Source organism: Thioalkalivibrio sp. ALJ24 (genome assembly GCF_000377785.1).
In the GTDB taxonomy this organism is placed as follows: domain Bacteria; phylum Pseudomonadota; class Gammaproteobacteria; order Ectothiorhodospirales; family Ectothiorhodospiraceae; genus Thioalkalivibrio.
Genome location: NZ_KB898725.1, coordinates 341,354 through 364,594 on the forward strand (window position 1 = coordinate 341,354; position 23,241 = coordinate 364,594).

27 protein-coding genes are annotated in these 23,241 nt (G+C 69.5%); 15 read left to right on the plus strand and 12 right to left on the minus strand.

Features of this window, described 5'->3' with window-relative positions:
- A complete protein-coding gene (dusB, locus tag D571_RS0103885) occupies positions 1-1,011 on the plus strand; it encodes a tRNA dihydrouridine synthase DusB (RefSeq protein WP_018935362.1) in 1,011 nt (336 codons plus the stop codon).
- A complete protein-coding gene (locus tag D571_RS0103890) occupies positions 1,008-1,337 on the plus strand; it encodes a helix-turn-helix domain-containing protein (protein WP_018935363.1) in 330 nt (109 codons plus the stop codon). The genes dusB and D571_RS0103890 overlap by 4 nt, the downstream gene beginning before the upstream one ends.
- A gap of 1 nt (position 1,338) precedes the next feature.
- On the opposite strand, the gene D571_RS0103895 is transcribed toward D571_RS0103890, so the two are convergent.
- On the minus strand, positions 1,339-2,118 hold the full coding sequence (locus D571_RS0103895; protein ID WP_018935364.1) for an inositol monophosphatase family protein: 780 nt from the start codon (positions 2,116-2,118) through the stop codon (positions 1,339-1,341).
- A 196-nt stretch (positions 2,119-2,314) separates the two neighbouring features.
- On the opposite strand from D571_RS0103895, the gene D571_RS0103900 reads away from it, so the two are divergent.
- Positions 2,315-2,632 carry a DUF2322 family protein gene (locus D571_RS0103900; protein ID WP_018935365.1) on the plus strand — a complete coding sequence of 106 codons (318 nt, stop codon included), beginning with the start codon at positions 2,315-2,317 and terminating at the stop codon, positions 2,630-2,632.
- 1 nt (position 2,633) lies between these two features.
- On the opposite strand, the gene D571_RS0103905 is transcribed toward D571_RS0103900, so the two are convergent.
- Genes D571_RS0103905 through D571_RS0103915 form a run of 3 tightly spaced genes read right to left on the minus strand, consistent with a single transcriptional unit; the run spans position 2,634 to position 4,215 of the window.
- Complete coding sequence (locus tag D571_RS0103905) at positions 2,634-3,233, minus strand: histidine phosphatase family protein (RefSeq protein WP_018935366.1); 600 nt, start codon at positions 3,231-3,233, stop codon at positions 2,634-2,636.
- The gene (gene ampD / locus D571_RS0103910; protein WP_018935367.1) at positions 3,230-3,838 is read right to left on the minus strand and encodes a 1,6-anhydro-N-acetylmuramyl-L-alanine amidase AmpD; all 609 of its coding nucleotides are present in this window, start codon (positions 3,836-3,838) and stop codon (positions 3,230-3,232) included. The genes D571_RS0103905 and ampD overlap by 4 nt, the downstream gene beginning before the upstream one ends.
- A complete protein-coding gene (locus D571_RS0103915) occupies positions 3,835-4,215 on the minus strand; it encodes a thioredoxin family protein (RefSeq protein WP_018935368.1) in 381 nt (126 codons plus the stop codon). Before D571_RS0103915 ends, ampD begins: the two co-directional genes overlap by 4 nt.
- A gap of 53 nt (positions 4,216-4,268) precedes the next feature.
- On the opposite strand from D571_RS0103915, the gene D571_RS0103920 reads away from it, so the two are divergent.
- Positions 4,269-6,380, plus strand: a complete 2,112-nt coding sequence (locus tag D571_RS0103920) for a UvrD-helicase domain-containing protein (protein WP_051076151.1) — start codon at positions 4,269-4,271, stop codon at positions 6,378-6,380.
- Positions 6,381-6,389: 9 nt separating this feature from the next.
- Here D571_RS0103920 and D571_RS0103925 read toward each other — a convergent pair whose 3' ends face one another.
- Entirely contained in the window at positions 6,390-8,117 is a 1,728-nt protein-coding gene (locus D571_RS0103925) for a potassium/proton antiporter (RefSeq protein ID WP_018935370.1), read from the minus strand.
- On the opposite strand from D571_RS0103925, the gene D571_RS0103930 reads away from it, so the two are divergent.
- A complete protein-coding gene (locus D571_RS0103930; RefSeq protein ID WP_018935371.1) occupies positions 8,116-9,153 on the plus strand; it encodes a lipid A deacylase LpxR family protein in 1,038 nt (345 codons plus the stop codon). The two genes, D571_RS0103925 and D571_RS0103930, sit on opposite strands and share 2 nt — an antisense overlap.
- Before the next feature lie 56 nt (positions 9,154-9,209).
- Complete coding sequence (locus D571_RS0103935; protein ID WP_018935372.1) at positions 9,210-9,812, plus strand: DUF502 domain-containing protein; 603 nt, start codon at positions 9,210-9,212, stop codon at positions 9,810-9,812.
- Between the two features lie 39 nt (positions 9,813-9,851).
- Here the strand turns inward: D571_RS0103935 and ilvD are convergent, their stop codons facing one another.
- Entirely contained in the window at positions 9,852-11,708 is a 1,857-nt protein-coding gene (gene ilvD, locus D571_RS0103940; protein WP_018935373.1) for a dihydroxy-acid dehydratase, read from the minus strand.
- A gap of 84 nt (positions 11,709-11,792) precedes the next feature.
- On the opposite strand from ilvD, the gene D571_RS0103945 reads away from it, so the two are divergent.
- The 3 genes from D571_RS0103945 to argA all read left to right on the plus strand — a co-directional run bounded on the left by D571_RS0103945 (position 11,793) and on the right by argA (position 14,122).
- A complete protein-coding gene (locus D571_RS0103945; RefSeq protein ID WP_018935374.1) occupies positions 11,793-12,068 on the plus strand; it encodes a heavy-metal-associated domain-containing protein in 276 nt (91 codons plus the stop codon).
- Positions 12,069-12,083: 15 nt separating this feature from the next.
- Positions 12,084-12,617, plus strand: coding sequence for a DUF192 domain-containing protein (locus D571_RS0103950; RefSeq protein ID WP_018935375.1), 534 nt, complete (start codon positions 12,084-12,086; stop codon positions 12,615-12,617).
- 140 nt (positions 12,618-12,757) lie between these two features.
- Positions 12,758-14,122 (plus strand): amino-acid N-acetyltransferase, encoded by a 1,365-nt coding sequence (gene argA, locus D571_RS0103955; RefSeq protein WP_369773853.1) that lies wholly within the window; start codon positions 12,758-12,760, stop codon positions 14,120-14,122.
- A gap of 16 nt (positions 14,123-14,138) precedes the next feature.
- Here argA and dksA read toward each other — a convergent pair whose 3' ends face one another.
- Complete coding sequence (dksA, locus tag D571_RS0103960; RefSeq protein ID WP_232196937.1) at positions 14,139-14,498, minus strand: RNA polymerase-binding protein DksA; 360 nt, start codon at positions 14,496-14,498, stop codon at positions 14,139-14,141.
- A 162-nt stretch (positions 14,499-14,660) separates the two neighbouring features.
- Here dksA and D571_RS0103965 point away from each other — a divergent pair, with 162 nt between their 5' ends.
- Genes D571_RS0103965 through murU form a run of 3 tightly spaced genes read left to right on the plus strand, consistent with a single transcriptional unit; the run spans position 14,661 to position 17,206 of the window.
- A complete protein-coding gene (locus D571_RS0103965; RefSeq protein ID WP_018935378.1) occupies positions 14,661-15,455 on the plus strand; it encodes a metallophosphoesterase in 795 nt (264 codons plus the stop codon).
- A 21-nt stretch (positions 15,456-15,476) separates the two neighbouring features.
- Positions 15,477-16,502: an aminoglycoside phosphotransferase family protein gene (locus D571_RS0103970; protein WP_026287560.1), complete on the plus strand. Its 1,026-nt coding sequence runs from the start codon at positions 15,477-15,479 to the stop codon at positions 16,500-16,502.
- Entirely contained in the window at positions 16,502-17,206 is a 705-nt protein-coding gene (gene murU, locus D571_RS0103975; protein WP_018935380.1) for an N-acetylmuramate alpha-1-phosphate uridylyltransferase MurU, read from the plus strand. The genes D571_RS0103970 and murU overlap by 1 nt, the downstream gene beginning before the upstream one ends.
- Here murU and D571_RS0103980 read toward each other — a convergent pair.
- The 3 genes from D571_RS0103980 to D571_RS0103990 form a co-directional block, all read right to left on the minus strand.
- Positions 17,191-17,637, minus strand: coding sequence for a DsrE family protein (locus D571_RS0103980; RefSeq protein ID WP_018935381.1), 447 nt, complete (start codon positions 17,635-17,637; stop codon positions 17,191-17,193). The genes murU and D571_RS0103980 overlap by 16 nt on opposite strands.
- Before the next feature lie 63 nt (positions 17,638-17,700).
- Positions 17,701-18,606 (minus strand): hypothetical protein, encoded by a 906-nt coding sequence (locus D571_RS0103985; RefSeq protein WP_018935382.1) that lies wholly within the window; start codon positions 18,604-18,606, stop codon positions 17,701-17,703.
- Complete coding sequence (locus D571_RS0103990; RefSeq protein ID WP_018935383.1) at positions 18,599-19,189, minus strand: RNA polymerase sigma factor; 591 nt, start codon at positions 19,187-19,189, stop codon at positions 18,599-18,601. The genes D571_RS0103985 and D571_RS0103990 overlap by 8 nt, the downstream gene beginning before the upstream one ends.
- 146 nt (positions 19,190-19,335) lie before the next feature.
- On the opposite strand from D571_RS0103990, the gene D571_RS0103995 reads away from it, so the two are divergent.
- From D571_RS0103995 to D571_RS0104005, 3 genes are read left to right on the plus strand one after another with little or no spacing between them, the layout of a single operon-like run.
- Positions 19,336-19,791 carry a hypothetical protein gene (locus D571_RS0103995; RefSeq protein ID WP_018935384.1) on the plus strand — a complete coding sequence of 152 codons (456 nt, stop codon included), beginning with the start codon at positions 19,336-19,338 and terminating at the stop codon, positions 19,789-19,791.
- Between the two features lie 3 nt (positions 19,792-19,794).
- Positions 19,795-21,231, plus strand: coding sequence for a hypothetical protein (locus D571_RS0104000; RefSeq protein WP_018935385.1), 1,437 nt, complete (start codon positions 19,795-19,797; stop codon positions 21,229-21,231).
- 20 nt (positions 21,232-21,251) lie between these two features.
- Complete coding sequence (locus D571_RS0104005) at positions 21,252-22,295, plus strand: M14 family metallopeptidase (protein ID WP_018935386.1); 1,044 nt, start codon at positions 21,252-21,254, stop codon at positions 22,293-22,295.
- Between the two features lie 30 nt (positions 22,296-22,325).
- Here D571_RS0104005 and D571_RS0104010 read toward each other — a convergent pair whose 3' ends face one another.
- Positions 22,326-22,535 (minus strand): hypothetical protein, encoded by a 210-nt coding sequence (locus D571_RS0104010; protein WP_026287561.1) that lies wholly within the window; start codon positions 22,533-22,535, stop codon positions 22,326-22,328.
- Between the two features lie 101 nt (positions 22,536-22,636).
- On the minus strand, positions 22,637-23,062 hold the full coding sequence (locus tag D571_RS0104015) for a cupin domain-containing protein (protein ID WP_369773854.1): 426 nt from the start codon (positions 23,060-23,062) through the stop codon (positions 22,637-22,639).
- Between the last annotated feature and the right edge of the window lie 179 nt (positions 23,063-23,241).

Below are 23,241 nucleotides of genomic sequence, written 5' to 3' on the forward strand. Positions count from 1 at the left end.
ATGCAGCTGGGCCCCTGGGAATTCGCCGATCCTCCGGTCTTCCTCGCCCCGATGGCGGGGGTCAGTGACCGCCCGTTCCGCTTGCTGGCGCGGCGTATGGGCGCCAGCGCGGCGGTGTCCGAGATGGTCACCTCGCAGCAGCAGCTGTGGGACAGTGCCAAGAGCCGGCATCGCCTGGATCACACGGCCGAACCGTCGCCACGCATCGTGCAGCTGCTGGGCAACGAGCCCGGGGCCCTGGCCGCCGCGGCGCGCGAGAACGTGAACCGAGGCGCCGACATCATCGACCTCAACCTCGGCTGCCCGGCCAAGAAGGTCTGCAGCCGCGCCGCCGGTTCGGCGCTGATGGGCGACACCGGGCTGGTCCGCGAGCTGCTGCAGGCCCTGACGGAAAACGCCGGCGTACCGGTCACCCTGAAGATGCGCCTGGGCCTGGACGTCGGACGCATGAACGCGGAAACCATTGCCGGGATCGCATCGGATGCCGGAGTCGCGATGCTCACGGTCCATGGCCGTACGCGGGCGGCGGGCTATCGCGGCGCGGCCGATCACGATGCGATCGCCCGGGTGGTGGACGCCACCGATCTGCCGGTGCTGGCCAACGGGGATATCCTTGGCATCGACGACGCCCGACGGGTCCTGGAGCGGACCCGCGCCGCCGGCCTGATGATCGGGCGCGGAGCGCAGGGACGCCCGTGGCTGCCGGGGCGGCTCCGCGCCGCGCTGGCGGGTGAACCGGTTCCGGAAGAACCCGGCGCCGCGGAGATCGCCGCCCTGATGCGGGAACACGCGGCCGCCCTGCACCGGCAATATGGGCCGCGTCAGGGCGTACGTATCGCCCGCAAGCACCTCGGCTGGTATCTTGAGCAACTGGGGAGAGGCGAGGCAGCCACCCGCGCACTGCGGGCCGAGCTGTTCGCCGTGGAAGATGCCGCTGACCAGCTGCGGCGTCTCGACGCGTTGATTCCATCGGGCGATTCGCCCACCGATGATTCAGGCAGGGCTGCATGAGCACGCACGGATATTCCACACGGCGGCGGGAAGACCGCGGGAACGGGGAGGCGACCTGGCCGGAGGCCGACCAGGCCGATGCCGCGGAGGGTTCGGACAGCGCACTGGCGCAGTCGGTACGCGAGGCCATGGAGGCCTACTTCGACACCCTGGACGGGCAGTCCGGCCATGACCTCTACGCCCTGGTGATGGAGGAGGTGGAGCGCCCGCTGCTGGCCTGCGTACTGGAGCGCTGCAGCAACAACCAGAGCCGCGCGGCGGCCGTGCTCGGCCTCAACCGCGCGACCCTGCGCAAGAAACTGCGCAGCCACGGGCTGCTCGACTAGTTCATCCCCAGGCGAGACGCTCGCGCAGGGTGGCGTGCAGTTCGGGGGTGCCGGCCGCCAGCACCGTGCTGGTGTCGAGGTCCAGCTCGGCGCCGGCCAGATCGGTGAATGTACCGCCCGCTTCGCGCACGATCACCGCCAGAGCCGCGATGTCGAGGATGTTCACGTCGGACTCGACGATGCAGTCGATGCTGCCGCGCGCCAGCAGGTGGTAGTGATAGAAGTCGCCGTAACCGCGCACGCGGTTGACCTCGGCCACGATCCCGCCCAGCGCGTTCCAGCAGTCGCCGCGCGCCGCCAGCGAGCGCAGGTTACCGGTGGACAGGGTCGCGCGATCGACCGCGGTGATGCCCTTCTCCACGCCGATGCGTTCCCCGTTGAGGAACGCCCCCTGCCCCTTCTCGGCCCAGGCGCGCTCGCCGAACTGCGGCCCGCTGGACAGGCCCAGGATCAGCTCGCCCTTGTACATCAGCGCAATCTGGGTGGAGAAGAACGGGTAGCGGCGGACGAAGCTCTTGGTGCCGTCGATCGGATCGATCAGCCACACGTAGTCGGAGTCCATGTCCGACTGCCCGGTCTCCTCGCCGTAGAAACCGTGATCCGGGAAGCGCTCGCGGATGATCGAGCGAATGGCCTCTTCGCTCTCGACGTCGGCGCGGGTCACCGGGGTGTCGTCGGCCTTGGTCTCGACGTCCACGCCGTGCTCGTAGTAGTGACGAATCACCTTTTCGGCGGCGTCGGCCGCGGCCTGCGCGGCCTCCAGAAACGGGCTTGCCTGCATCTTCTCGGTCCTCGGGGAAAAGCCGATATCCTAGGGAAACACTGGCCAGGATGCACGTCCGCGCTCGACTCGCTCGTGCGTGCAAGCGAGGTCTGGTGGCCAGTGACGGGAGGAAGGACCCGCCGGGATCACGGACGGTTGTGGCGCAGGCGGGCAGTCCGGATAATGCCGGCGATTCTTTCCAGGAGGGCCCGTCATGGCCAGGAAACTGCCCGACGTCAGCAGCATCGAACGCCTCGAACTGTTTGGCGAGGACTACAACCCCACCGCCACCATCGAGAACCAGGAAGGCCAGCGGCTCTCGCTGCAGGTGTACTACCAGCTCGCGCTGGACTTCGGTGGCATCGGCCCCAAGGCGGCCAATTCCGGCCTGCTGATGTACGGCGACCACGCCGACGACGCGCGCGCCAACCCGGGCAAGCACCCCAACATCGACCGCCTGTTCGACATCCTCGACAAGGGCTATTACCTGTCGGTGAAGGCGGTCCCGCGGCGCCAGCAGAACGCCGGCTGAATCAGCCCGCCGCCGGGCGGTTGGTGAACGCCAGCCGCCAGCCCCTCCCCGGCTGACGGTGGATACGCGTGAGGCTGGCGTAGTCACAGTCGAGCTGGAACAAGTAGCCGTCGGGCACCGCCATCACGCCGCCGACCACCGCACGGATCACCCCGGCGTGCACCACCAGCAGCACATGCTCGTCGTCCCGGCCCGGGCCCTCCACGTATTCGTCCAGCGCCGCCGCCACCCGCCGGCGGAAGGTATCCAGCATCTCCGCCCCCTCCGGCCGGTTGTGCTCGGGGTCGGCGTAGAAGGCTCGGTATTCCTCCGGACGTTCTTCCTGCAGCTGGGCACGGGTGCGCCCCTCCCAGGCCCCGAAGCCGATCTCGCGCAGGTCGTGCGCCGTCGACAGCGCCACTCCACGCTCGTCCGCCAGGTATTCGGCAAACGCGCGGCATCGCGCCAGCGGCGAGGTCACGATCCGCTGCCACCCGGTCTCGGCGGCCGCGGCGCGTTCCATCTGGCGCCAGCCGGTCTCGCTCAGGGGGTCGTCGCAGCCGTGGCCGCGAAAACGCTGGCCGCCGGCGGGCTCTCCGTGTCGCATCAGGTCGACGATCATGTACTTGCTCCAGGACGGGATTCACCGGGCGTCGATGGGTCGGGGTTTCGCAGCAGGGCGTGCAGCCGCTCCCAGTCGAAGTACGGACCGGGGTCGGTCTTGCGCCCCGGGGCGATGTCGCTGTGGCCGGTCACGGCGTCCGCGGCAATCGCCGGGAAATGCTGCCGCAGCCAGTGGATCAACGCCGCCAGCCGGGTGTACTGCTCCGCGGCAAAGGGGGTGTGGTCGTCCCCCTCCAGCTCGATCCCGATGGAGAAATCGTTGCAGCGCTCGCGCCCGCGCCAGGTGGAAACGCCGGCATGCCAGGCGCGCCGGCTGAACGGGACGAACTGGGTGGCCCGGCCCGCGCGATCGATGAACACGTGCGCCGACACCCGCAGGTCGCGGATTCCGGCGAAGAACGGATGCGCGGCCGCATCCAGGCGGTTGTGGAACAGGGCCTCGACGTGCGGTCCGCCGAACTCGCCCGGCGGCAGGCTGATCGCGTGCACCACGATCAGCTCCGGGTGCATCCCGGACGGACGCGCATCCTGATTCGGGCTCTCGCTGCGCCCGGCGGCCGGCCACCAGTCATACGCCGCGACGTCCTCGCCGGCCGCGCTCACGGAGCCTCCTCCGGCGGCTGACGCAGGCGTGCCTCCAGGGCCTCGCGCAACAGCGGCACGCGTGGCGGGGCCTGCAGCGGCCCGTGGTATTCGCCATCCACGAACACGAACAGCGCCGGCAGGTGGAAGACCTCGAACTCGCGCACCAGTGCGGTGTCGACCTCGGCATCCACGCGAAACAGCTCGGGCGCATCGCCCTCGGCGCGCCAGCGCCGCAGGGCGTCGCCCATCGCGTGGCAGGCGCTGCAGCCGGGCCGCGTGAACAGCACCACGGCCGCTCCGTCCACCTCCTGCAGGCGGTGGTGGAAGCCCCCGGCATCCAGGGCCGGCAGGTCCCCGGAAGCGGCCGGCTTGTCGGCATTCGACGATTGCGACACGCTGCCTCCATGACGTGTCCGCGGGGCAACGGCCCTGCGGGGCTTTATGATCCATGACGCGTGGGGTAGTTTACGCGCCCGCGTCCCGAGGAAGCGACCCGCCGGTGTCCGAACAGCTCAATCCCCAGCAACATGCCGCCGTCTCCACCACCGACCGTCCGCTGCTGGTCCTCGCCGGCGCGGGTTCGGGCAAGACCCGCGTGATCACCGAAAAGATCGCGCACCTGGTGGAAAAGCGCGGCCTGGCCGCGCGCCAGATCGTCGCGATCACCTTCACCAACAAGGCCGCGCGCGAGATGCGCGAGCGGGTGCAGGGGCGGCTGTCGAGAGACCAGAGCCGCGGGCTGGGCGTGTCCACCTTCCACACCTTTGGCCTGCAGTTCCTGCGCCGCGAACTGGCGGCCACCGGCCTGCGTCCGGGCTTCTCCATCCTCGACCCCGGCGACTGCCGCCAGCTGCTGCGCGAGATCACCCACCGCGACGACACCGCGGCCGAGGTGGATGACCTGATCGGCCATATCAGCCGCTGGAAGAACGACCTGCTGACCCCCGACGAGGCCCTGGCCGAGGCCAGCCAGGCCGGCGACGAAGCCCCCGGGGCCCTGCTCGCGGCCAATCTCTACCCGCGCTATGAACAGGCCCTGCGCGCCTACAACGCGGTGGATTTCGACGACCTGATCAAGCGCCCGGTGGACTGCCTGCGTGACGACCCGGAGTTACGCAACCGCTGGCAGGACCGCATCCGCCACCTGCTGGTGGACGAATACCAGGACACCAACTCCGCGCAGTACCAGCTGGTGCGCCTGCTGGTCGGGGTCAGTGACGGGCTGACCGTGGTCGGCGACGACGACCAGTCGATCTACGCCTGGCGCGGCGCGCGCCCGGAGAACCTCGCACGCCTGCAGCAGGACTTTCCGCGTCTGGAAGTGGTCAAGCTGGAGCAGAACTACCGTTCCACCAACCGCATCCTGGCTACCGCCAACGCGCTGATCGCCAACAACCCGCACGTGTTCGAGAAGCGCCTGTGGAGCGCGCTGGGCGAAGGCGAGAAGGTCGAGGTGATCGACTGCACCGACTCCGACGCCGAGGCCGCGCGGGTGGTCTCCGAGCTGATGCGCCGGCGCTTCCGCCTGAACGCCGGCTGGGGCGATTTCGCGATCCTGTACCGCAGCAACCACCAGTCGCGGGTGTTCGAGAAACTCCTGCGCGAACAGGGCATCCCCTACCGCCTGAGCGGCGGGCAGTCGTTCTTCGAGAAGGCCGAGATCAAGGATCTGGTCGCCTACCTGCGCCTGCTGGCGAACCCGGACGACAACACCGCCTTCCTGCGCGTGGTCAACGTTCCACGCCGCGAGATCGGACCGGCCACCCTGGAAAAGCTCGGCCAGTACGCCAACCAGCGCGGGGTCTCGCTGCTGCAGGCCGCACGCGGGGCGGGCCTGGCCGAATACATGGACGAACGTGCCCGGGCACGCCTGGAGCGCTTCGTCGACTGGGTCGACGGCTTCCGCGCACGCGCGGCCGAGGAGGCCCCGGATGCCCTGCTGCGCGCGCTGGTCGAGGACATCGACTACGAATCCTGGCTGCTGGACAACAGCGCCAACCCGCGCGCCGCCACCCGGCGCATGGAACAGGTGCGCGAATTCATCGACTGGGTCGCGCGCCTGGCCGGCTCGCGCGCGCCGGAGGCCGAATACGGCGACGACACGGCGGACGACGAGGGCGGCATGGAGCTGGCCGACATCGTGAACCGCATCAGCCTGATGGACATCCTCGACCGCAACCGCGATGCCCAGGACGACAGCGAGGCGGTGCAGCTGCTGACCCTGCACACCGCCAAGGGCCTGGAGTTCCCGCACGTGTGCCTGGTGGGCTTCGAGGAGGAGCTGCTGCCGCACCGCGTAAGCTTGGAGGACGACGCCATCGAGGAGGAGCGCCGCCTGGCCTACGTCGGGCTGACCCGCGCACAGCAGACCCTGCTGATCACCTACGCGCGCAGCCGCAAGCGCTACGGCGAGACCCTCGACTGCGAACCGTCGCGCTTTCTCGACGAGCTGCCCGAAGAACACCTCGACTGGCCCGACGCGAAGCCGCCGGACCCGGAGACGCAGCAGCTCACGGCGCGCGCCCATCTCGCCGGGCTCAAGGCCATGCTGGAGAAGTAACCGCTCGCGTCAGTCCTTCTTGCGCAGTTTCAGGCCCACCCGGGTGATATGGGCCCCGTCCATCTCGCGCACCACCAGGCGGGTGGGTCCGAGATCCACGAAGTCCCCCACCACCGGCTCGGTCTGCAGTTCGGCCCGCAGGAAGGCCTCCAGGGTCTCGCCCTGACGTTCCGGCGGCACCGGCGCGCCGTAGGCCATGCCTACCGCCCCCAGCAGGGCATCGCCGTTGAGGGCAAACTCCCCGAACACGCTGCGTTCGGTCAGGCGTTCCGGCACCTCGTCCTGCGGCACGAACAGGCGGTCCAGGTCCGGCAGGTCGGCGGGTGCGACCATGATGTACAAGTGGTCGCCGGCCTGCAGGTCCAGCAGCTCCAGGGTGTCCAGCAGCTGGCCCTCCCGCAGATGCGCGACCACCCGCGCCGACCCCGGCAGACGGAAGTTGGACCAGGCCTCGCGCACCACCGGCGTGGTCTCCGCCAGCCGGTAGCCCACCAGCTCCATCTCCTGCTGCCCGGGGATGTCCAGCTCGGTGCGCTGGACCCGGGTAGTGGTCGGCGGCAGTTCCAGCCCCAGCCAGCGCGCCGAGGACGCCACGGTCCAGCCCTGCACCATCAGCGAGATCAGCACCACGAAGAACACCACGTGGAAGAAGTATTCCGCCAGCTCCAGCCCCGCCAGCAGCGGGAACAGCGCAAGGATGATGGGCACCGCCCCGCGCAGCCCGACCCAGGCGATGAACAGCTGCTCGCGCCACGGGAAGCGGAACGGGTACAGGCACAGCGCCACCGCCAGCGGCCGTGCCAGCAGGATCAGCACCAGCGCCACCAACCCCGCGTCCAGCGCCACCGGCGGCAGCTCCGAGGGCGTGACGATCATCCCCAGCATCAGGAACATGCCGATCTGCGCCAGCGCCGCGATGCCATCGTGGAACCGCTTGATGTTCTGCGAGGCCTCCAGCGGCCGGTTGCCCAGCAGCAGCCCGGCGAGATACACCGCGAGGAAGCCCGAGCCGCCCAGCATGCCGGTCAGGCCGAAGATCGCCAGCGCCCCGGCGAGCGCGAACAGCGGGTAGAAGCCTGCCGCCATCGGCACTCGGTTGATCAGCGCCAGCAGCGCGAGCCCGCCGCCGACCCCCAGCAGGGCCCCCAGCCCCATCTGCTGCACGAACTCGACCAGCACCACCACCCCGAAATCGGGCTGATCCATCAGGATCAGCCCGATCAGCACGATGGTGAGGAAGATCGCCATCGGGTCGTTGGACCCCGACTCGATCTCCAGGGTGGCCCCCACGCGGCTCTTCAGCTCCAGTCCGCGCGAGCGCAGCAGGGAAAACACCGCCGCCGCGTCGGTGGAGCCGACGATCGCCCCCAGCAGCAGCCCCTCCAGCCACGTAAGCCCCAGCCACCACACCGCAAACAGCCCGGTCAGGCCGGAGGTGATCAGCACACCCACGGTGGCCAGGCCCACCGCCGGCTTCAGCCCGATACGGAAATTGCGTGCCGGCGTGCGCATCCCGCCGTCGAACAGGATGATGGCCAGGGCCGCGGAGCCGATCAGATGCGCCAGGGTGATATTCTCGAATGCCACGCCGCCGGGGCCCTCCGGGCCCAGCAGCATGCCGATGCCGAGGAACACCAGCAGCAGCGGCACGCCCAGCCGCGAGGTGACCACGCTGGACAGGATGCTGCCGAGCAGGACCACGGCGACGAGAAAGATGATCTGACTGGAGAAATCCATGGCGCCATCATACCGGAGCGTTCCCCGCATCCGGCCCGCGATCTCCGTAATCGCCGTCACCGCCCTGCTGGCGGGGTCGCTGGCAAGCTCGCCCGCGGCGGCCGAACGCGGCGGCGTGGATGCCCTGCATTTCGAGTTCGAGAACGACCTGTTCGCCGGCGAGGACCGCTACTACACCAATGGCGTGCGCGCCGGCTGGACCCGGCGCGGCGAACGGGTCCCGCCCTGGCTCCAGGACGTGGCGGACTTCTTCCCGCTGTTCGTCGACCGCGAGGAGCGCGGCCGCCTGAAGACCTCGGTACACCTGGCGCAGAACATGTACACCCCGGAAGACATCGAACGCGAGCAGCCGGACCCGGACGACCGCCCCTATGCCGGCTGGCTGTATCTGAACTTCAGCCTGGCCGAGGACCACGGCGACCGGCTCGACCGGCTGCAGGTCACGCTGGGGACAGTAGGCCCGGCGTCCCTGGCCGACCGCACCCAGGAGACGGTCCATGACCTGACGGGCGCCCCCGATCCACGCGGATGGGACGCGCAGATCGGCAACGAGCTCACGCTGATGCTGGGCTACGAACGCCAGCTGCGCGGCCGGGCAGGCCACCTGGGCGGAGGCTGGGACTGGGACCTGACCCCGCACTGGGGCGCCTCCATCGGCAGCCCCTTCACCTTCGCCAATGCCGGCGCGATCCTGCGCACGGGCCGCAACCTGCCCCGCGATTTCGGCCCGCCAAGGATCAACCCGGCACTGTCCGGATCGCACACCTTCGAGGCGGTCGACACCGCCGGCGGCTACCTGTTCGCCGGGGTGGACACCCGCCTGATGGCCTATGATCTGTTCCTCGACGGTCCGCTGTTCCGCGACGGCCCCTCGGTGGACAAGCACCCGGCGGTGGGCGAATTCACCGCGGGCGTGGTGTTCCACTGGCACGGGGTGCGCCTGGGCTATACCCATGTCTGGCGCTCGCGCGAATTCAGCGGCCAGGATACCGGCGCCGCGGAGTTCGGCTCGCTGCACGCCACCTGGCAGTTCTGAACCGACCCGCCCCGGCGTTGTTACGATCGAGGCGTCGCCCCTTCCGGAGAACCCGCGTGCGCAAGATTTCCCGAACCTTTCTGACCGGCCTGGCCGCGATCCTGCCGGCGATGGTCACGCTGGCCCTGCTGTGGTGGCTGGGGAGCACCGCGGAACAGGTGCTGGGCGGCCTGCTGCAGGCCATCCTGCCGGAGCTGCTGTACGTGCCGGGCATGGGGATCGCGGCCGGCGTCGGCCTGGTATTCGCGGTGGGGGTGCTGCTGCAGGCCTACGTGGTGCGCTGGCTGTTCAACTGGCTGGAAGGCCTGATGCAGCGCATCCCGGTGGTCAAGACCATCCACGGCACGGTGCGCGATGTCACCAACCTGGTCTCCGGCGACATCCACCAGCAGTTCGGCCAGGCGGTGCTGGTCACGCTGCCGGGTCTGGAAGCGCGCGTCATCGGCTTCGTCACGCGCGAGGACTTCGAAGGCCTGCCGGACGCACTGGGCGGGGCAGAGACCCTCGCGGTGTACATGCCGATGAGCTACCAGATCGGCGGTTACACCCTGATGCTGCCGCGCGACCGGGTGGAACCGCTGGAGCTGTCGCTGGAGGACGCGATGCGCTACGCCCTGACCGCCGGGGTCTCCGCGCGCAAGGACGAGCCCGGGGTGTAAACGGGGACGTGAACCGGCGCTGCAGCGCAGTGGCCGGCGTCAGCCGTCCTCCAGCGGGGAGATGTCGCGCACCGCGCCGAACGCGGCCGAGGTGGTCATCAGGGCATAGGCACGCAGGGCCCGGGTCACCGGCCGATTGCGCGACTCGGGCTTCCAGGCCTTCGCCCCGCGGGCCTCCATCGCCTCGCGCCGCGCCGCCAGGGTGGCGTCGTCCACGTCGATGCGGATCTCGCGCGCGGGGATGTCGATCACGATGGTGTCGCCCTCCTCGATCAGGCCAATCGCCCCGCCCTGCGCCGCCTCCGGCGAGACATGGCCGATGGACAGCCCGGAGGTCCCACCGGAGAACCGCCCGTCGGTGATCAGCGCGCAGTCCTTGCCCAGCCCCTTCGACTTCAGATACGAGGTGGGATAGAGCATCTCCTGCATGCCGGGACCGCCCTTCGGACCCTCGTAGCGGATGATCACCACGTCCCCCGCCCGGATGCGGTCAGCGAGGATGGCCTCGACCGCGGCGTCCTGGCTCTCGAACACCCGCGCCGGGCCGGAGAAGGTCAGGATGCTCTCGTCGACGCCGGCGGTCTTCACGATGCAGCCGTCCGGCGCCATGTTGCCGTAGAGCACGGCCAGGCCGCCGTCCTGCGAGTAGGCATGCTCGATATCGCGGATGCAGCCGTTGGCGCGGTCGAGGTCGAGGCTGTCCCAGGCGCGATCCTGGCTGAACGCGGTCTGGGTGGGCACCCCGCCCGGCGCGGCGCTGTACAGGCGCTCGGATTCGGCCGCATGGCGCATCACGTCCCACTGCTCCAGGGCGGCGCCCAGGGTCGGGGCATGCACGGTGGGGATGTCGCGGTGGATCAGCCCGCCACGGTCCAGTTCGGCAAGGATGCCGACCACACCGCCGGCGCGGTGCACGTCCTCCATGTGGTACTGCTGGGTCGCCGGGGCCACCTTGCACAGGTTGGGCACATGGCGCGACAGGCGGTCGATGTCGGCCATGGTGAAATCGACCTCGCCCTCGCGCGCGGCCGCCAGCAGGTGCAGCACGGTGTTGGTGGAGCCGCCCATCGCGATGTCCAGGCTCATCGCGTTCTCGAACGCCTCGAAGGTGGCGATGGAACGCGGCAGGGCCGAGGCGTCGTCCTGCTCGTAGTAGCGCTTCGCCAGGTCGACCACGCGCCGCCCGGCCTCCTCGAACAGGGCCTGACGCGCGGCATGCGTGGCCAGCAGCGAACCGTTGCCCGGCAGCGACAGCCCCAGGGCCTCGGTCAGACAGTTCATCGAGTTGGCGGTGAACATGCCGGAGCAGGAACCACAGGTGGGGCAGGCGGAACGCTCGACGGCCTCCACCTCCTCGTCGCTGGCGCTGGAATCGGCCGCCTTGACCATCGCATCCACCAGGTCGAGGTGGATCACGTTGTCCTGCCCGGGCGCCTGCACCTTGCCGGCCTCCATCGGCCCGCCGGAGACGAACACCACCGGGATGTTCAGGCGCATCGCCGCCAGCAGCATTCCCGGGGTGATCTTGTCGCAGTTGGAGATGCACACCAGCGCGTCGGCGCAGTGGGCGTTGACCATGTACTCCACCGAGTCGGCGATGATCTCGCGCGAGGGCAGCGAATAGAGCATCCCGCCGTGGCCCATCGCGATGCCGTCGTCCACCGCGATGGTGTTGAATTCCTTGGCCACGCCACCGGCCTGTTCGATCTCGCGCGCGACCAGCTGGCCCATGTCCTTCAGATGCACGTGTCCCGGCACGAACTGGGTGAAGGAGTTGGCGACGGCGACGATCGGCTTGTCGAAGTCGCCGTCCTTCATGCCGGTGGCGCGCCACAGGGCGCGGGCCCCGGCCATGTTGCGGCCGTGGGTGGTTGTGCGGGAACGATAGGCAGGCATGATGGGCAGGTCTCGCGAACGTTCGTGGAAATGCGGGATCGTACATAATGCGAGCATCAATACCCAGTAGGTGAGGAAACGCCCATGAAATTCGAGGTCGAGAACATCAAGTGCGGCGGCTGCGCCAGCTCCATCCGCAAGGGCCTGATGCAGGTCGACGGCGTGGAATCCGCCGAGGTGGATGTCGAGAACGGGGCGGTGGAGGTCGCCGCGCCGGAGTCCGCCGCCGACGCGATCCGCGAGAAGCTGGCCCATATGGGCTACCCGGAGGCCGGATCGGTCTCCGGACTGCGCTCCGCCGGCGCCAAGGCGAAGTCCTTCGCCAGCTGCGCGGTTGGCCGCATGAACGGTGACAGCTGACCGCAGGCACCCGGCATGAACCATGCCGCAGTGCATGCCCGGGGCCGGCCGGCCCCGGCTGTGCGCCGCCTGATCCCGGCACGGTGGCAGACCGGACTGGTCGTCCTGGTCGCCGCGCTGTTGCTGGCCGCGCCCGCCGCGGCCACGCCGCCCGAGCACGACGGACTGCCGGAGACGACCCTGGAGGTCGGCGACCGGGAACTGACGGTGGAACTGGCCGCGGATGACGCCAGCCGCAGCCAGGGCCTGATGTTCCGCGAGGCGCTCGCGGACGATCGCGGCATGCTGTTCATCTGGGATACGCCGGACCGCCGGGCGATGTGGATGCGCAATACGTTGATCCCGCTGGATGTGGCCTTCATCGACGGCGACGGCGAGATCACCAACATCGAGACCATGGCGCCCGAGACCACCCGCCTGCACTGGTCCGTGGCACCGATCGAGTATGCACTGGAGGTCAACGCGGAATGGTTCGCGCAGCACGGGATCGAGGCAGGTGACCGCATCCCCGGCCTGGATGCCGCGCGCGAGACCGCGCGCGGCCAATGAGCACCGCGCCGGGGCACTTGCCTGCCGTCGCGCACCGCCTCCAGAATTGATTCAGGCCACCGGGAACGCGCCTGCATTCGGCCACCCACCGTATCGCCCGGCCCCGCCGCTCAACCCTTAGCCCACCTGCATCGCGAGGGATCCGCGTGAACCCCCCAGACCATCCATCCCGCCCGCGCCCCGCACGTCGCGCCCCGGCGCCCGGAGAACTCGCGTGGTTCCGCGACGCGGTGCCATACATCGCCGCGCACCGCGGACGCACGATGATCATCGCGCTGGCCGGCGAGGCCGCGCAGGCGGCGGAGTTTCCTGCCCTGATGCGGGACATCGCCAAGCTGCATGCACTGGGTGTGCGCGTGGTGCTGGTATACGGCGCGCGCCCGCAGATCGAGGCGCGCCTGGCCGAACGCGGCCTGCAGCCGCAGTACGCCGGGGGCCTGCGGGTCACCGATGCCGCGGCGCTGGATGCCGTACTGGACGCGGTCGGCCGACTGCGGCTGCAGATCGAGGGCCTGCTGTCCCGCAGCCTGGGCCAGCCGGGCACCGGCAATGCACGCCTGCGGGTGGCCGGCGGCAACTTCGTCACCGCGCGCCCGCTGGGTGTCCGCGACGGGGTCGATTTCCATTACACCGGCGAGGTGCGCGGGGTGGACACCGCCGCACTCACCGCGCTGCTGGATCAGGAGCAGGTCGCGCTGGTCTCGCCGCTGGGTTACTCGCCCACCGGCGAGGTCTTCAACCTGTCGGGAGAGGAGGTCGCGACCCGCGTGGCGATCGCCCTGGACGCGGACAAGCTGATCTTCCTGACGGAAGCCGGCGTGCTGCGCGGGCCGCAGGACGACGTCCTCGACCAGCTGACCGTGCCCGCAGCAGAGCGCATCCTGGAACAGCGCGACGATCTGCCGCAGGAGCTCGCCAGCCACCTGCGCAGCGCGGTGGATGCCTGCCATGCGCGGGACCTGCGCGTACACCTGGTCGACCGCCGCGATGACGGCGGACTGCTGACGGAACTGTTCACCCGCCAGGGCATCGGCACCCTGGTCTCGCGCGAGCCGCTGGAGCGCCTGCGCCCGGCAACCCTGGACGATGTCGGCGGCATCCACGCGCTGCTGGAGCCACTGGAGGCCGAGGGCGTGCTGGTGCATCGCGCCCGCGAGCACCTGGAACTGGAGATCGACCGTTTCCGGGTACTGGAGGTCGACGGGCTGATCATCGGCACCGCGGCGCTGTACCCGTTCGGCAACCACGACGCGGAGATCGCGTGCCTGGCATTGCACGCCGAATACCGCGGCCACGGGCGGGGCGACCGCCTGCTGACCGCGATGGAGGCGCTGGCGCACGAACAGGGGATCCGCCGGGTATTCGTGCTTACCACCCGCACGGCACAATGGTTCCAGGAACGCGGTTACGTCCCGGGCAGCGTCGACGACCTCCCGCCGGAACGCCGCCAGCGCTACAATCAGGCGCGCAACTCGCGGGTCTTCACGCGCGAGCTGGAGGGGTAGCCAGGCCGCCCCGGGATCAGCGTCCGCGGGCCTCGTCGCGCTCGTGCGCCTCCTGGGCGGCCACGCTGAGGGTGGCGATGGGGCGGATCTCGAGGCGTTCGAGGCCGATCGGCTCGCCGGTCTCCTCGCAGTAGCCGTACTCGCCACGCTCGATGCGGGCCAGCGCCTCGTCGATCTTGTTCAGCAGCTTGCGATAGCGGTCGCGGGTGCGCAGCTCGACCCCGGCATCGGCCTCGTGGGTGGCGCGGTCGGCGGGGTCCGGCTCCTGCCAGGTCTCGCTGCGCAGGTGTTCCAGGGTCTCTTCCGACTCGGCGATCAGATCGGCCCGCCATGCCTCCAGCTTGCGCCGGAAATAGTCCAGCTGACGCGGATTCATGTAGGGTTCGTCCGCGGAGGGACGATAGTCGGGATCCAACACGATGCACCTCCGGCTCGCGGCGCGGTCCGCCACATCGGCGCAACCCGCCACAAGGGGTAAACCTGCAATAGAACACATGTGCCGGGTACAGTACAGACCGTCACTTCACCGGGAGCGAACATGCACGAACCGCTACGCCTGATCCAGGTCACCGACAGCCATCTGGGCCAAGAACCCGGGCCGGTGCGGGCCGGCTACCCGGACAGCGATCTCGCGCTGCGCCACGTCCTCGAGACCGCCCGGGCGCGTGAAGGCCTGCCCGACCGGTTGCTGCTGACCGGCGATCTGGCCGAGAACCCGTCGCCGGAGACCTACACGCGCCTGAAGGCACTGCTGGATGACACCGGACCCTGGCCCACCAGCGCGCTGGCCGGCAACCACGACGACGCACGTGAACTGGCGGTGACCCTGGAGTCGGCCGGTCATGCGGTCCATCGCAGCGAACGCCTGGGCAGCTGGCAGCTGATCGCCCTGGACTCCACGCAGCCCGGAGAACCGGCCGGTCACCTGTCCGACGCCGAACTGCAGCGCCTCGAGGGGGCTCTCACCGCCCATCCGGAACGCCCGGCGCTGATCGCCCTGCATCATCCGGTGGTACCGGTGGGCAGCCCGTGGATGGACAGCATGGGACTGACCAATGCCGACGCCCTGTTCGCCGTGCTGGACCACCACCCGCAGGTGCGGGCCTGCGTGTTCGGACATGCGCACCAGGTGGTCGACACCTTTCATGGCGATGTCCGCCTGCTCGGCTGCCCCGCCACCTGCGTGCAGTTCCGCCCCGGTGCCGCGGAGTACCAGCTGGACGAGGATCCGGATACCGGACGCCCCGGCTACCGCGTGCTGGAACTCTACCCCGACAGCCGGCTGGAGACCCGGGTGGAGCGTCTGCCGGCCCCGGCCGCCCCGATGGCCTGACCTCGCATGGGCGCGCCCGACATGACCGCCGCAACGGAAGATGCCCGTGCCGCGGCCCTGCGGGACTGGCTGAAGGGGCGCCCCGGGCGTTTCGAGGGCCTCGAGCTCCTGCGCGCGGATGCCAGCTTCCGGCGCTACTTCCGCGCGCGGCGCGACGGCGAGCCGGTGGTGATCATGGACGCCCCGCCGGAGCGAGAACCGGTGGATGCCTTCCTGCGCATCGCCCGCCTGCTGCAGGCCCTGGGCCAGCGCCCGCCGCGCATCCATGACGAAGACCCGCAGGCGGGATTCGTGGTCCTCGAGGATCTCGGTGACCGCACCTTCACGCGGGCCCTGGCCGACGGCGAGGACGAGAGCGCCCTGTACCAGCGGGCGATCGACCGTCTGGTCGAACTGCACCGGGCCTGGCCCGGGCATCCCGCGCAGGAGACCCCGCCGCTGCCCGCCTACGATACCGCCCGCCTGCTGGACGAGGCGCGACTGTTCATCGACTGGCATGTCCCCGACATCACCCGCGAACCACCGGGCGACGCAGCACGCAGCGCCTGGGAAACCGCCTGGACACGGACCCTCGAGGCCCTGCCTCCCCTGACGCCCGTGCTGGTGCTGCGCGATTTCCACGTGGACAACCTGATGATCCCGCCCGAGGGCACCGGCTGCGCGCTGCTGGATTTCCAGGACGCGGTGCTGGGCAGCCCGGCGTATGACGTGGTGTCCCTGCTGGAGGATGCGCGGCGGGACGTATCCCCCGCGGTGGTGCAGGAAGCCCTCGCCCGCTATCTCCGGGGCACCACCTGGTCGCAGGAGGCCTTTCGCGCGCACTACCGCGTGCTGGGGGCGCAGCGTGCGACCAAGATCCTGGGCATCTTCACCCGGCTCCACCGGCGCGACGGCAAACCCGACTACCGGCGCCACGAACCGCGACTGCACCGCCTGCTGCGCCGCGGGCTGGCCCACCCCGAACTCTCGCCGGTCGCCGACTGGATGCGCCAGCACCTGCCACAGAACCCCGCGACCCCCGCCACTCCGGCCGGCAACCCGCCGTGATGCGGGCCATGATCCTCGCCGCCGGGCGCGGGGAGCGCATGCGCCCGCTCACCGACGAGCGCCCCAAGCCACTGCTGGAGGCCGGGGGCCGTCCGCTGATCGAGTGGACGCTGCAGCGCCTGGCGGCGGCCGGCGTAGAGGATGTGGTCATCAATACCGCCCACCTGGGCGCGCAGATCCCGGCGCGCCTGGGCGATGGCGCGGCCTTCGGACTGCGGGTCCGCTATTCGCCCGAACCCCCGGGGGCCCTGGAGACCGCCGGCGGCATCCGCCAGGCCCTGCCACTGCTGGGGGAGTCGCCCTTTCTGGTGGTCAACGGTGACGTCTGGTGCGACCATCCACTCGCCCCCCCGGCCCGGCTGCCGGGGTCGATCGACGACCCCTGGGCGCCGCTGGCGCACCTGGTGCTGGTGGACAACCCGCCGCAGCACCCAGAAGGCGATTTCGCCCTGACAGCGGACGGCCGCATCTCCGCGGAAGCCGACGGGCCGCGCCTGACCTTCAGCGGAATCGGCTGGTACCACCCCGACCTGTTCGCCTCGCTCGAGCCGGGCCCCCGACCGCTGGGGCCGGTACTGCGCGAAGCCATCGCAAGGGGCCGTGTCTGCGGTGAGCACTACCGCGGGGAATGGCGCGACATCGGGACGCCCGAGCGCCTGGCCGCGCTGGACGCGGAGCTGCGCCGGGCTCAGGGCTTGATGTAGCTGAACCCCTTGCGCTGCAGCCGGTAAAGCTCGGTGATGCCACTGCTCACCACCTCGTCGCGCAGGACGTCGTGCAGATCGGATCGCTCCAGCCCGCGGGCCTCCAGCGAGCGTCGACTGACCAGGAATTCGACCCCCTGCAGCCGCAGGGTATCCAGCTCCACCGCGGTCGCCGTTCCGATCGAGCCGGCCTCCAGCAGGCGCACACCATCCCCGTGCAGGACCACGCGGGCATCCAGCGCCTCCGGACCATCGCTGACCACGTGTTCCTTCAGATAGCGCAGCACCAGACTGAATTCGCCCGGATCCGCGGAATCCACGTGATAGACCAGCCGCAGGATGTCGCCCGATTCAACCGAGTGCTCGTCGGCAAACGCCGGCGCCCCCGCGAGGAGGCTCGCCAGCAGGATCAGCGGGAGAAAGCCGGGCAAAAGTGAAGGAAACCCGCAGCGCGGGCGCGCCTGTGCCCCCCTCACGTGGCATACCCGGGCCGATCAGACCTTGACGTAGATCCAGCCCTCCGCCTGACGGCGGGCGGCTTCGGCCACGCCCGAGTCGACGCGTTCGGCGTGCGGGAGGATCGGGATCTCGGACTGCCCCTCTTCCCGCGCCAGCCGGGCGAGGGTCTCGTTGCAGGCCGTGAACTGCAGCCCTTCATGCTCGCGGCTCAGAGCCGCCACGCGTTCCGGGAACGGGGCACGGTCGGCACGCAGCATGTCGATGGCCTTGTTGTGCACCACCACCTGCACATCCAGGGCGCGCTGGTCGCGGGCCGCCTCGTCGAACATCGCCTCGATGTCGTCCAGCAGTTCTTTCATGGCACGCTGATCGACGTCAGTCACGTGGAGCAGGAGACGGTCACTCTCCTCGGCCGCATGCGCCGCATGGGGCGCGCCCCCGCCCTCCGTGACCGGCGCCCCGGTCACTTCGTGCATCCCCGATGCGGGATCACCCCCGGGCGCTCCGGTCGCCAGCGTGGACTCAGCCCGGTTGTCGGAGCCCGGGCCCTGGACCAGCAGGCCGGCATCCCGGGTCACCTCGTAGCCCGCCACCGATCCCAGCACCAGCGCCACCACGCCGGCCGCCACCGACGAAAACCAGCCCTTGCGCCCCGCACCCCCGGGGCGCGTGCGGGCGAGGAATCCGGGCGCGCCCGAGGCCTCCTCATCATCCGAATCACTGCCGCGGCAGCCACCTGCGGGCTCGGGCAGATCCTCGTACGCCATCGCGACCAGCTCCTTGAGCTGATGCATGTCGCAAACCTCACGGCTCAGGTGCTCGCTGGAGGCGATCGCCTGCAGCGTATGCAGCCGGTCCTCCGGGGAGAACTCGCCGTCCACGAAGGCGTTGAGAATCTCCTCGCTGGGACGGTCCTGCGCCTTGAGTCGGTCGTCAGCCATTCTGGCTCCTCACTACCCTGAGTTGCGGCCCGGCCTCGCCCCCTTCCGCGGCGTCCTCGGGTGCCGTTTCGGTCTGCGGTGCGGGCTGCTGTTCCAGCAATTGTTTCTTCAGCTGTGCCCGGGCCCGGCTGAGCCGGCTCATCACCGTACCGATCGGGACGTCCAGCACCTCGGACACCTCGGCATAGGCAAAGCCTTCGAGGTCCACCAGGGCCACCACCTGTCGGTGGTCGGCGCTCAGTGCGGACATCGCACGATGCACCTCGGAGACCCGGCGGTTACGTTCGGTCTGCTGCTCCGGGCAGTCCTCGCAGGCCAGCTCCATGTTGTCGACGTCGACCGTGTCCTTTTGCCGCCGTCCCCAGTCGCGGTAGCAGTTGGTCATGATGCGGAACACCCACGACTTGAGCGCGTTCTCGTCCTGCAACGACTTCAGCCGGGTGAGGGCCTTCATCATGGCCTCCTGAACCAGATCGTCGGCCAGCGCGGCGTCGTGACACCATGCGTAGGCCATGCGGTACATCTGCGGTCGCAGGTCGCAGACCTGCTGGCGCAGCCGCCTCTGAGCGAACCACGTCGCCATTGTTCTATCTCCTCGCATCCCGCAGGCCATCTGTGTGGCCTTGCTTGTTCTTGTACCCTGTAGGACGCTGAGTCCCCGGGTGCTATTCCCGGCCAGCAGCCGGCCGCCGCGTGGCGCGGCACATTACCCAAGGTCAAGGATACGCAATGCCCTTCGATCCGCAACAGCTCGAGGCGTCGTTCGCCTTCGACCCGGAGACCACCGCGGACCTGCGGGAGCGCTGGATGCACCTGATACACGACGCCGTCTGGGCCGACCTCAAGACCGGCACCATCGGCGCCATCCCGCGGTTGCGCAAGCGCCTGCTGGAACTGGGCGAGAACCTGCGCTCGCTACTGTCCGACCGCGCCTGGATCCCGCATGAGCGCGAACGGGTAAAAGGGGCGATGGCCGCCAGCCTGAACCTGCGCGACAGCCTCAACCAGACCGACCGCGCGGCGAAGCTGCTCAACGGGGGCGAGGACTTCGAACGCTTCGAGGCCGACTATCTGGCCTTCCGCAAGGCGCTGCTGGCATTCATCGAACTGCACGAACAGCGCTGGGGCGATCTCCTGGAATCCCTCTACGACGACCCCGCCGGCGCGGACGACCACGAGGACTGAGGCATGGGCGAGGAGATCGGGTCGGAGTGCTTCACCGCGGAAGACCACGAACGTTTTCGCGGGGCACTGGCCACCGAGACCGATCTCCTGCTCGCCTGGCTTGACCGCCACCGGGACACTCCGCGCGGCCCCACCACCCTGGGGTTCGAGATCGAGGCCTGGCTGTGCGATGCCGAAGGCCGCGCGCTGCCCGAGAACGACGCTTTTCTGGAGGCGATGGACAGCCCGCTGGTCTCGCGTGAACTGGCCCGCTTCAACGTGGAACTGAACACCTCGGTATTTGCCGCAGGACCGGGCAGCTTCACGGCCATCCTGCAGGAACTGCGCGACACCGTGAAAAGGGCCGGTCGGGCCGCCGCGCGCTTCAACGGCCAGGTGCTGATGGCCGGCAGCCTCGCCACCCTGCCGCCGGAGGAACTCGGACTGCACCACATGTCGCCCCAGGCGCGGTTTCGTGCCCTCAACGAGGCGGTGCTGCAGAGCCGTGCCCGGCGGCCGCTGCACGTGGATATCCGCGGGCGCGAGCATCTGCTGCACGATCACGACGACGTGATGCTGGAGTCGCTGGCCACTTCGTTCCAGATCCACATCGGCTGCGCCCCGGGCGAAGCCCACCGCAGCCTGAATGCCGCGATGGTCGCCAGCGCGCCGGTGCTGGCGGCGGCCGGCAACACGCCTTATCTGTTCGGCCACGAGCTGTGGGAAGAGAGCCGCATCCCGCTGTTCGAGCAGGCGGTGGAGGCCGGGGGCTTTGCCGATTCGGCGCGCGGACCGATGCGCCGGGTGACCTTCGGCAGCGGCTACTTGCACAATTCCGTCGGCGAACTGTTCCGCGAGAACCGCGACCATTTCCCGGTCATGCTGCCGGTCGATCTGCAGCGCCCGCCGGAAGATCTGGCCCACCTGTCCCTGCACAACGGCACCATCTGGCGCTGGAACCGGCCGATCGTCGGCACCGATGACACCGGCGAGCACCACCTGCGCCTGGAGTTTCGCTGCCTGCCCGCCGGGCCGACCCTGATCGACATGCTGGCGAACGCGGCCTTCGCTCTGGGGCTGATCGAATGGCTGCGCGACCGGCCCGGGGACGGGACCGCCGACACCCCCTTCGCGGAGGCCCGTGACAATTTCTATCACGCCGCCAGGGACGGCCTGCACGCCCGGCTGCGCTGGGGCCACGGCGACCCGCTGCCGGCCCCGCGCCTGATCCGGCAGCAGCTGCTGCCCCGAGCAGCCGAGGGCCTGGAAAACCTCGAGGTCGATCCACACGAACGCGATGCCCTGCTGGGCATCATCGCCGCGCGGGTCGACAGCGGCCAGACCGGCAGCGTCTGGCAGAAGCGCTGGGTGGCCCGCCACGGACGCGACTGGGCGGGGCTCGTGCGCGCCTATCGCGGCTGGCAGAATGCCGGCGCCCCGGTCCACGACTGGGGCCTGTAACCCACCGGAATCCAGAAGACATGCAGCCCGAAAATACCGCGATCCACGAATACTCCGAACTGCCCGACGGCTTCCTCGACGCCACTCCCGAGACCCTGTGCGAGGTGGTACCCGAGCCAGCACTGATTCACCTGCGCGGGCGCCGCGAGCCGGCGGTGGCCGTGGTGCTGCTGCTGCACGGCAACGAACCGGTGGGACTGCACGCCATCCAGCAGCTGCTGCGCCACTACACCCACCGCGAGCTGCCCCGCTCGCTGACCCTGGTGATCGGCAATCCGCAGGCCGCCGCCGTGAAGCAGCGTCATCTCGATCAGCAGCCGGACTTCAACCGGATCTGGCCGGGCACGGAACAGCCCGGCTCCACGGAAGCGGCCCGGTTCGAACGGCTGGTTGAGCGGCTGCGTCAGCGCGGGCTGTTCGCGGCCATCGACCTGCACAACAACACCGGACGCAACCCGCATTACGCCTGCATCAACCGCCTGGACCCGAGCTTCATGCAGCTGGCAGCCCTGTTCGGACGCACGGTGGTCTATTTCACCCGCCCGCGCGGGGTAGCCTCGATGGCCCTGGCCGAGCTGGCCCCTTCGGTCACCCTGGAATGCGGCCACCCGGAAGACCACGCCGGGGTACAGCATGCCTTCGAGATGGTGGATGCGGTGCTGCACCTGAGCGCGTTCCCCGACCACCCGCCGGCACCGAATGCGATCGACATCTACCACACCGTGGCGCGCGTACGCCTGCGCCCGGGGATGCGGGCGAGCACGGGGACGGATGCGGATGTGCGGCTGGAGCCCGATCTGGACCGGCTCAACTTCCAGATGCTGCCGGCCGGCTCCTGCCTGGTGCGGCGCCGCCCGGAGGTCGAGGACCCGCTGGTGGTCCACGCGGAAGACGGTGGCGAGGTTACCGGGACCTACCTGGAGACCCGCGGCGAGGAGATCCGGCTGCGGCGGGACGCGATGCCCTCGATGCTGACCCTGGACACCCGGGTCATCACTCAGGACTGCCTGTGCTACCTGATGGAACCCATGGACACGGCCAGTCTGGTCCGGGGCGCCGGCTGAAGCGCGGCCGCAATGCGCCGCGCGTGCACGTCAGGCATCACGTTCGATGCGCTCGACGATCTGCGCGGGGCGATCGCCCTTGCGGTAGATCGGCAGATCGGCCGTGATCTCGGCGTAGGCATGTTCGCGGGCTTCTTCGGTTTCGTACCAGCGAAAGGCCTCCCAGTCCGGACCCAGCAGATGCGGCATGCGGAAGGTCGCGTCCTCGGGCATGCGAATACGTATACCGTAACGTTTCATGAATCGGGGCCTGAGACAGAGAATGGGGCAGAAAGTGTATCCCCAGCCCGAAACCGCGGCAATACGCGGCCGCCGGCGATACCGGCCGGCGGCCCGAAGACTCAGTCGGCATGCACCGGATGGGCATCCACGGGATCTTCGAATGCGATGAACAGCACACAGTCCTCCTCGGAAACACAGTGCGTAGTATGCGCCAGCCGGGGCGGCCCGTAGGCATACGTGCCGGGGGCGAGCTTCACGGGCTCCTGGCCGTCGTAATCCACCTGCATCTCGCCGCTCACCAGAACCATGCGCTCCGCGCTGGTGTGCCAGTGGTGGTCCGCCGTGCTGTTACCGGGCAAACGGAAGAACACGTCGGCGTTGGGCTCGGCAGGATCCCCCTGGAGGACTGCGATTCGGCAGTCGTCGGGCATGAATGCCGGGCATTCGCCCCATTCAAGATCAGGCGAGTCGGGGTTCCAGATAAAGGCCTCCCCCTTCCCGGCCGCGGTCGCCGAACCGGCCAGCGACAAACCCAGCAAGGCCATGGCCAGGCCGGGAACCCCCCAGCCGTGACTGGCCCGGATGCTCATTCGCCTCATGACACACCTCCGTTGATCCCTTCGGGTCACTTCGAGCTCACCGGCACACCGGCCGCCCTGGTACCGAAGTCTGGTCCACGGAGGTCCGGATGACTTCCCTGTTCTTGCGCCGCATTCCCGCATCT

What these genes read in the sequence shown, in the direction of transcription:
- dusB (WP_018935362.1), top strand. Translation starts at nt 1, where the DNA reads ATGCAGCTGGGCCCCTGGGAATTCGCCGATCCTCCGGTCTTCCTCGCC.
- D571_RS0103890 (WP_018935363.1), top strand. Translation starts at nt 1,008, where the DNA reads ATGAGCACGCACGGATATTCCACACGGCGGCGGGAAGACCGCGGGAAC.
- D571_RS0103895 (WP_018935364.1), bottom strand. Translation starts at nt 2,118, where the DNA reads ATGCAGGCAAGCCCGTTTCTGGAGGCCGCGCAGGCCGCGGCCGACGCC.
- D571_RS0103900 (WP_018935365.1), top strand. Translation starts at nt 2,315, where the DNA reads ATGGCCAGGAAACTGCCCGACGTCAGCAGCATCGAACGCCTCGAACTG.
- D571_RS0103905 (WP_018935366.1), bottom strand. Translation starts at nt 3,233, where the DNA reads ATGATCGTCGACCTGATGCGACACGGAGAGCCCGCCGGCGGCCAGCGT.
- D571_RS0103920 (WP_051076151.1), top strand. Translation starts at nt 4,269, where the DNA reads ATGACGCGTGGGGTAGTTTACGCGCCCGCGTCCCGAGGAAGCGACCCG.
- D571_RS0103930 (WP_018935371.1), top strand. Translation starts at nt 8,116, where the DNA reads ATGGCGCCATCATACCGGAGCGTTCCCCGCATCCGGCCCGCGATCTCC.
- D571_RS0103925 (WP_018935370.1), bottom strand. Translation starts at nt 8,117, where the DNA reads ATGGATTTCTCCAGTCAGATCATCTTTCTCGTCGCCGTGGTCCTGCTC.
- ilvD (WP_018935373.1), bottom strand. Translation starts at nt 11,708, where the DNA reads ATGCCTGCCTATCGTTCCCGCACAACCACCCACGGCCGCAACATGGCC.
- D571_RS0103945 (WP_018935374.1), top strand. Translation starts at nt 11,793, where the DNA reads ATGAAATTCGAGGTCGAGAACATCAAGTGCGGCGGCTGCGCCAGCTCC.
- D571_RS0103950 (WP_018935375.1), top strand. Translation starts at nt 12,084, where the DNA reads ATGAACCATGCCGCAGTGCATGCCCGGGGCCGGCCGGCCCCGGCTGTG.
- dksA (WP_232196937.1), bottom strand. Translation starts at nt 14,498, where the DNA reads ATGAATCCGCGTCAGCTGGACTATTTCCGGCGCAAGCTGGAGGCATGG.
- D571_RS0103965 (WP_018935378.1), top strand. Translation starts at nt 14,661, where the DNA reads ATGCACGAACCGCTACGCCTGATCCAGGTCACCGACAGCCATCTGGGC.
- D571_RS0103970 (WP_026287560.1), top strand. Translation starts at nt 15,477, where the DNA reads ATGACCGCCGCAACGGAAGATGCCCGTGCCGCGGCCCTGCGGGACTGG.
- murU (WP_018935380.1), top strand. Translation starts at nt 16,502, where the DNA reads ATGCGGGCCATGATCCTCGCCGCCGGGCGCGGGGAGCGCATGCGCCCG.
- D571_RS0103985 (WP_018935382.1), bottom strand. Translation starts at nt 18,606, where the DNA reads ATGGCTGACGACCGACTCAAGGCGCAGGACCGTCCCAGCGAGGAGATT.
- D571_RS0103990 (WP_018935383.1), bottom strand. Translation starts at nt 19,189, where the DNA reads ATGGCGACGTGGTTCGCTCAGAGGCGGCTGCGCCAGCAGGTCTGCGAC.
- D571_RS0103995 (WP_018935384.1), top strand. Translation starts at nt 19,336, where the DNA reads ATGCCCTTCGATCCGCAACAGCTCGAGGCGTCGTTCGCCTTCGACCCG.
- D571_RS0104000 (WP_018935385.1), top strand. Translation starts at nt 19,795, where the DNA reads ATGGGCGAGGAGATCGGGTCGGAGTGCTTCACCGCGGAAGACCACGAA.
- D571_RS0104005 (WP_018935386.1), top strand. Translation starts at nt 21,252, where the DNA reads ATGCAGCCCGAAAATACCGCGATCCACGAATACTCCGAACTGCCCGAC.
- D571_RS0104010 (WP_026287561.1), bottom strand. Translation starts at nt 22,535, where the DNA reads ATGAAACGTTACGGTATACGTATTCGCATGCCCGAGGACGCGACCTTC.
- D571_RS0104015 (WP_369773854.1), bottom strand. Translation starts at nt 23,062, where the DNA reads ATGGCCTTGCTGGGTTTGTCGCTGGCCGGTTCGGCGACCGCGGCCGGG.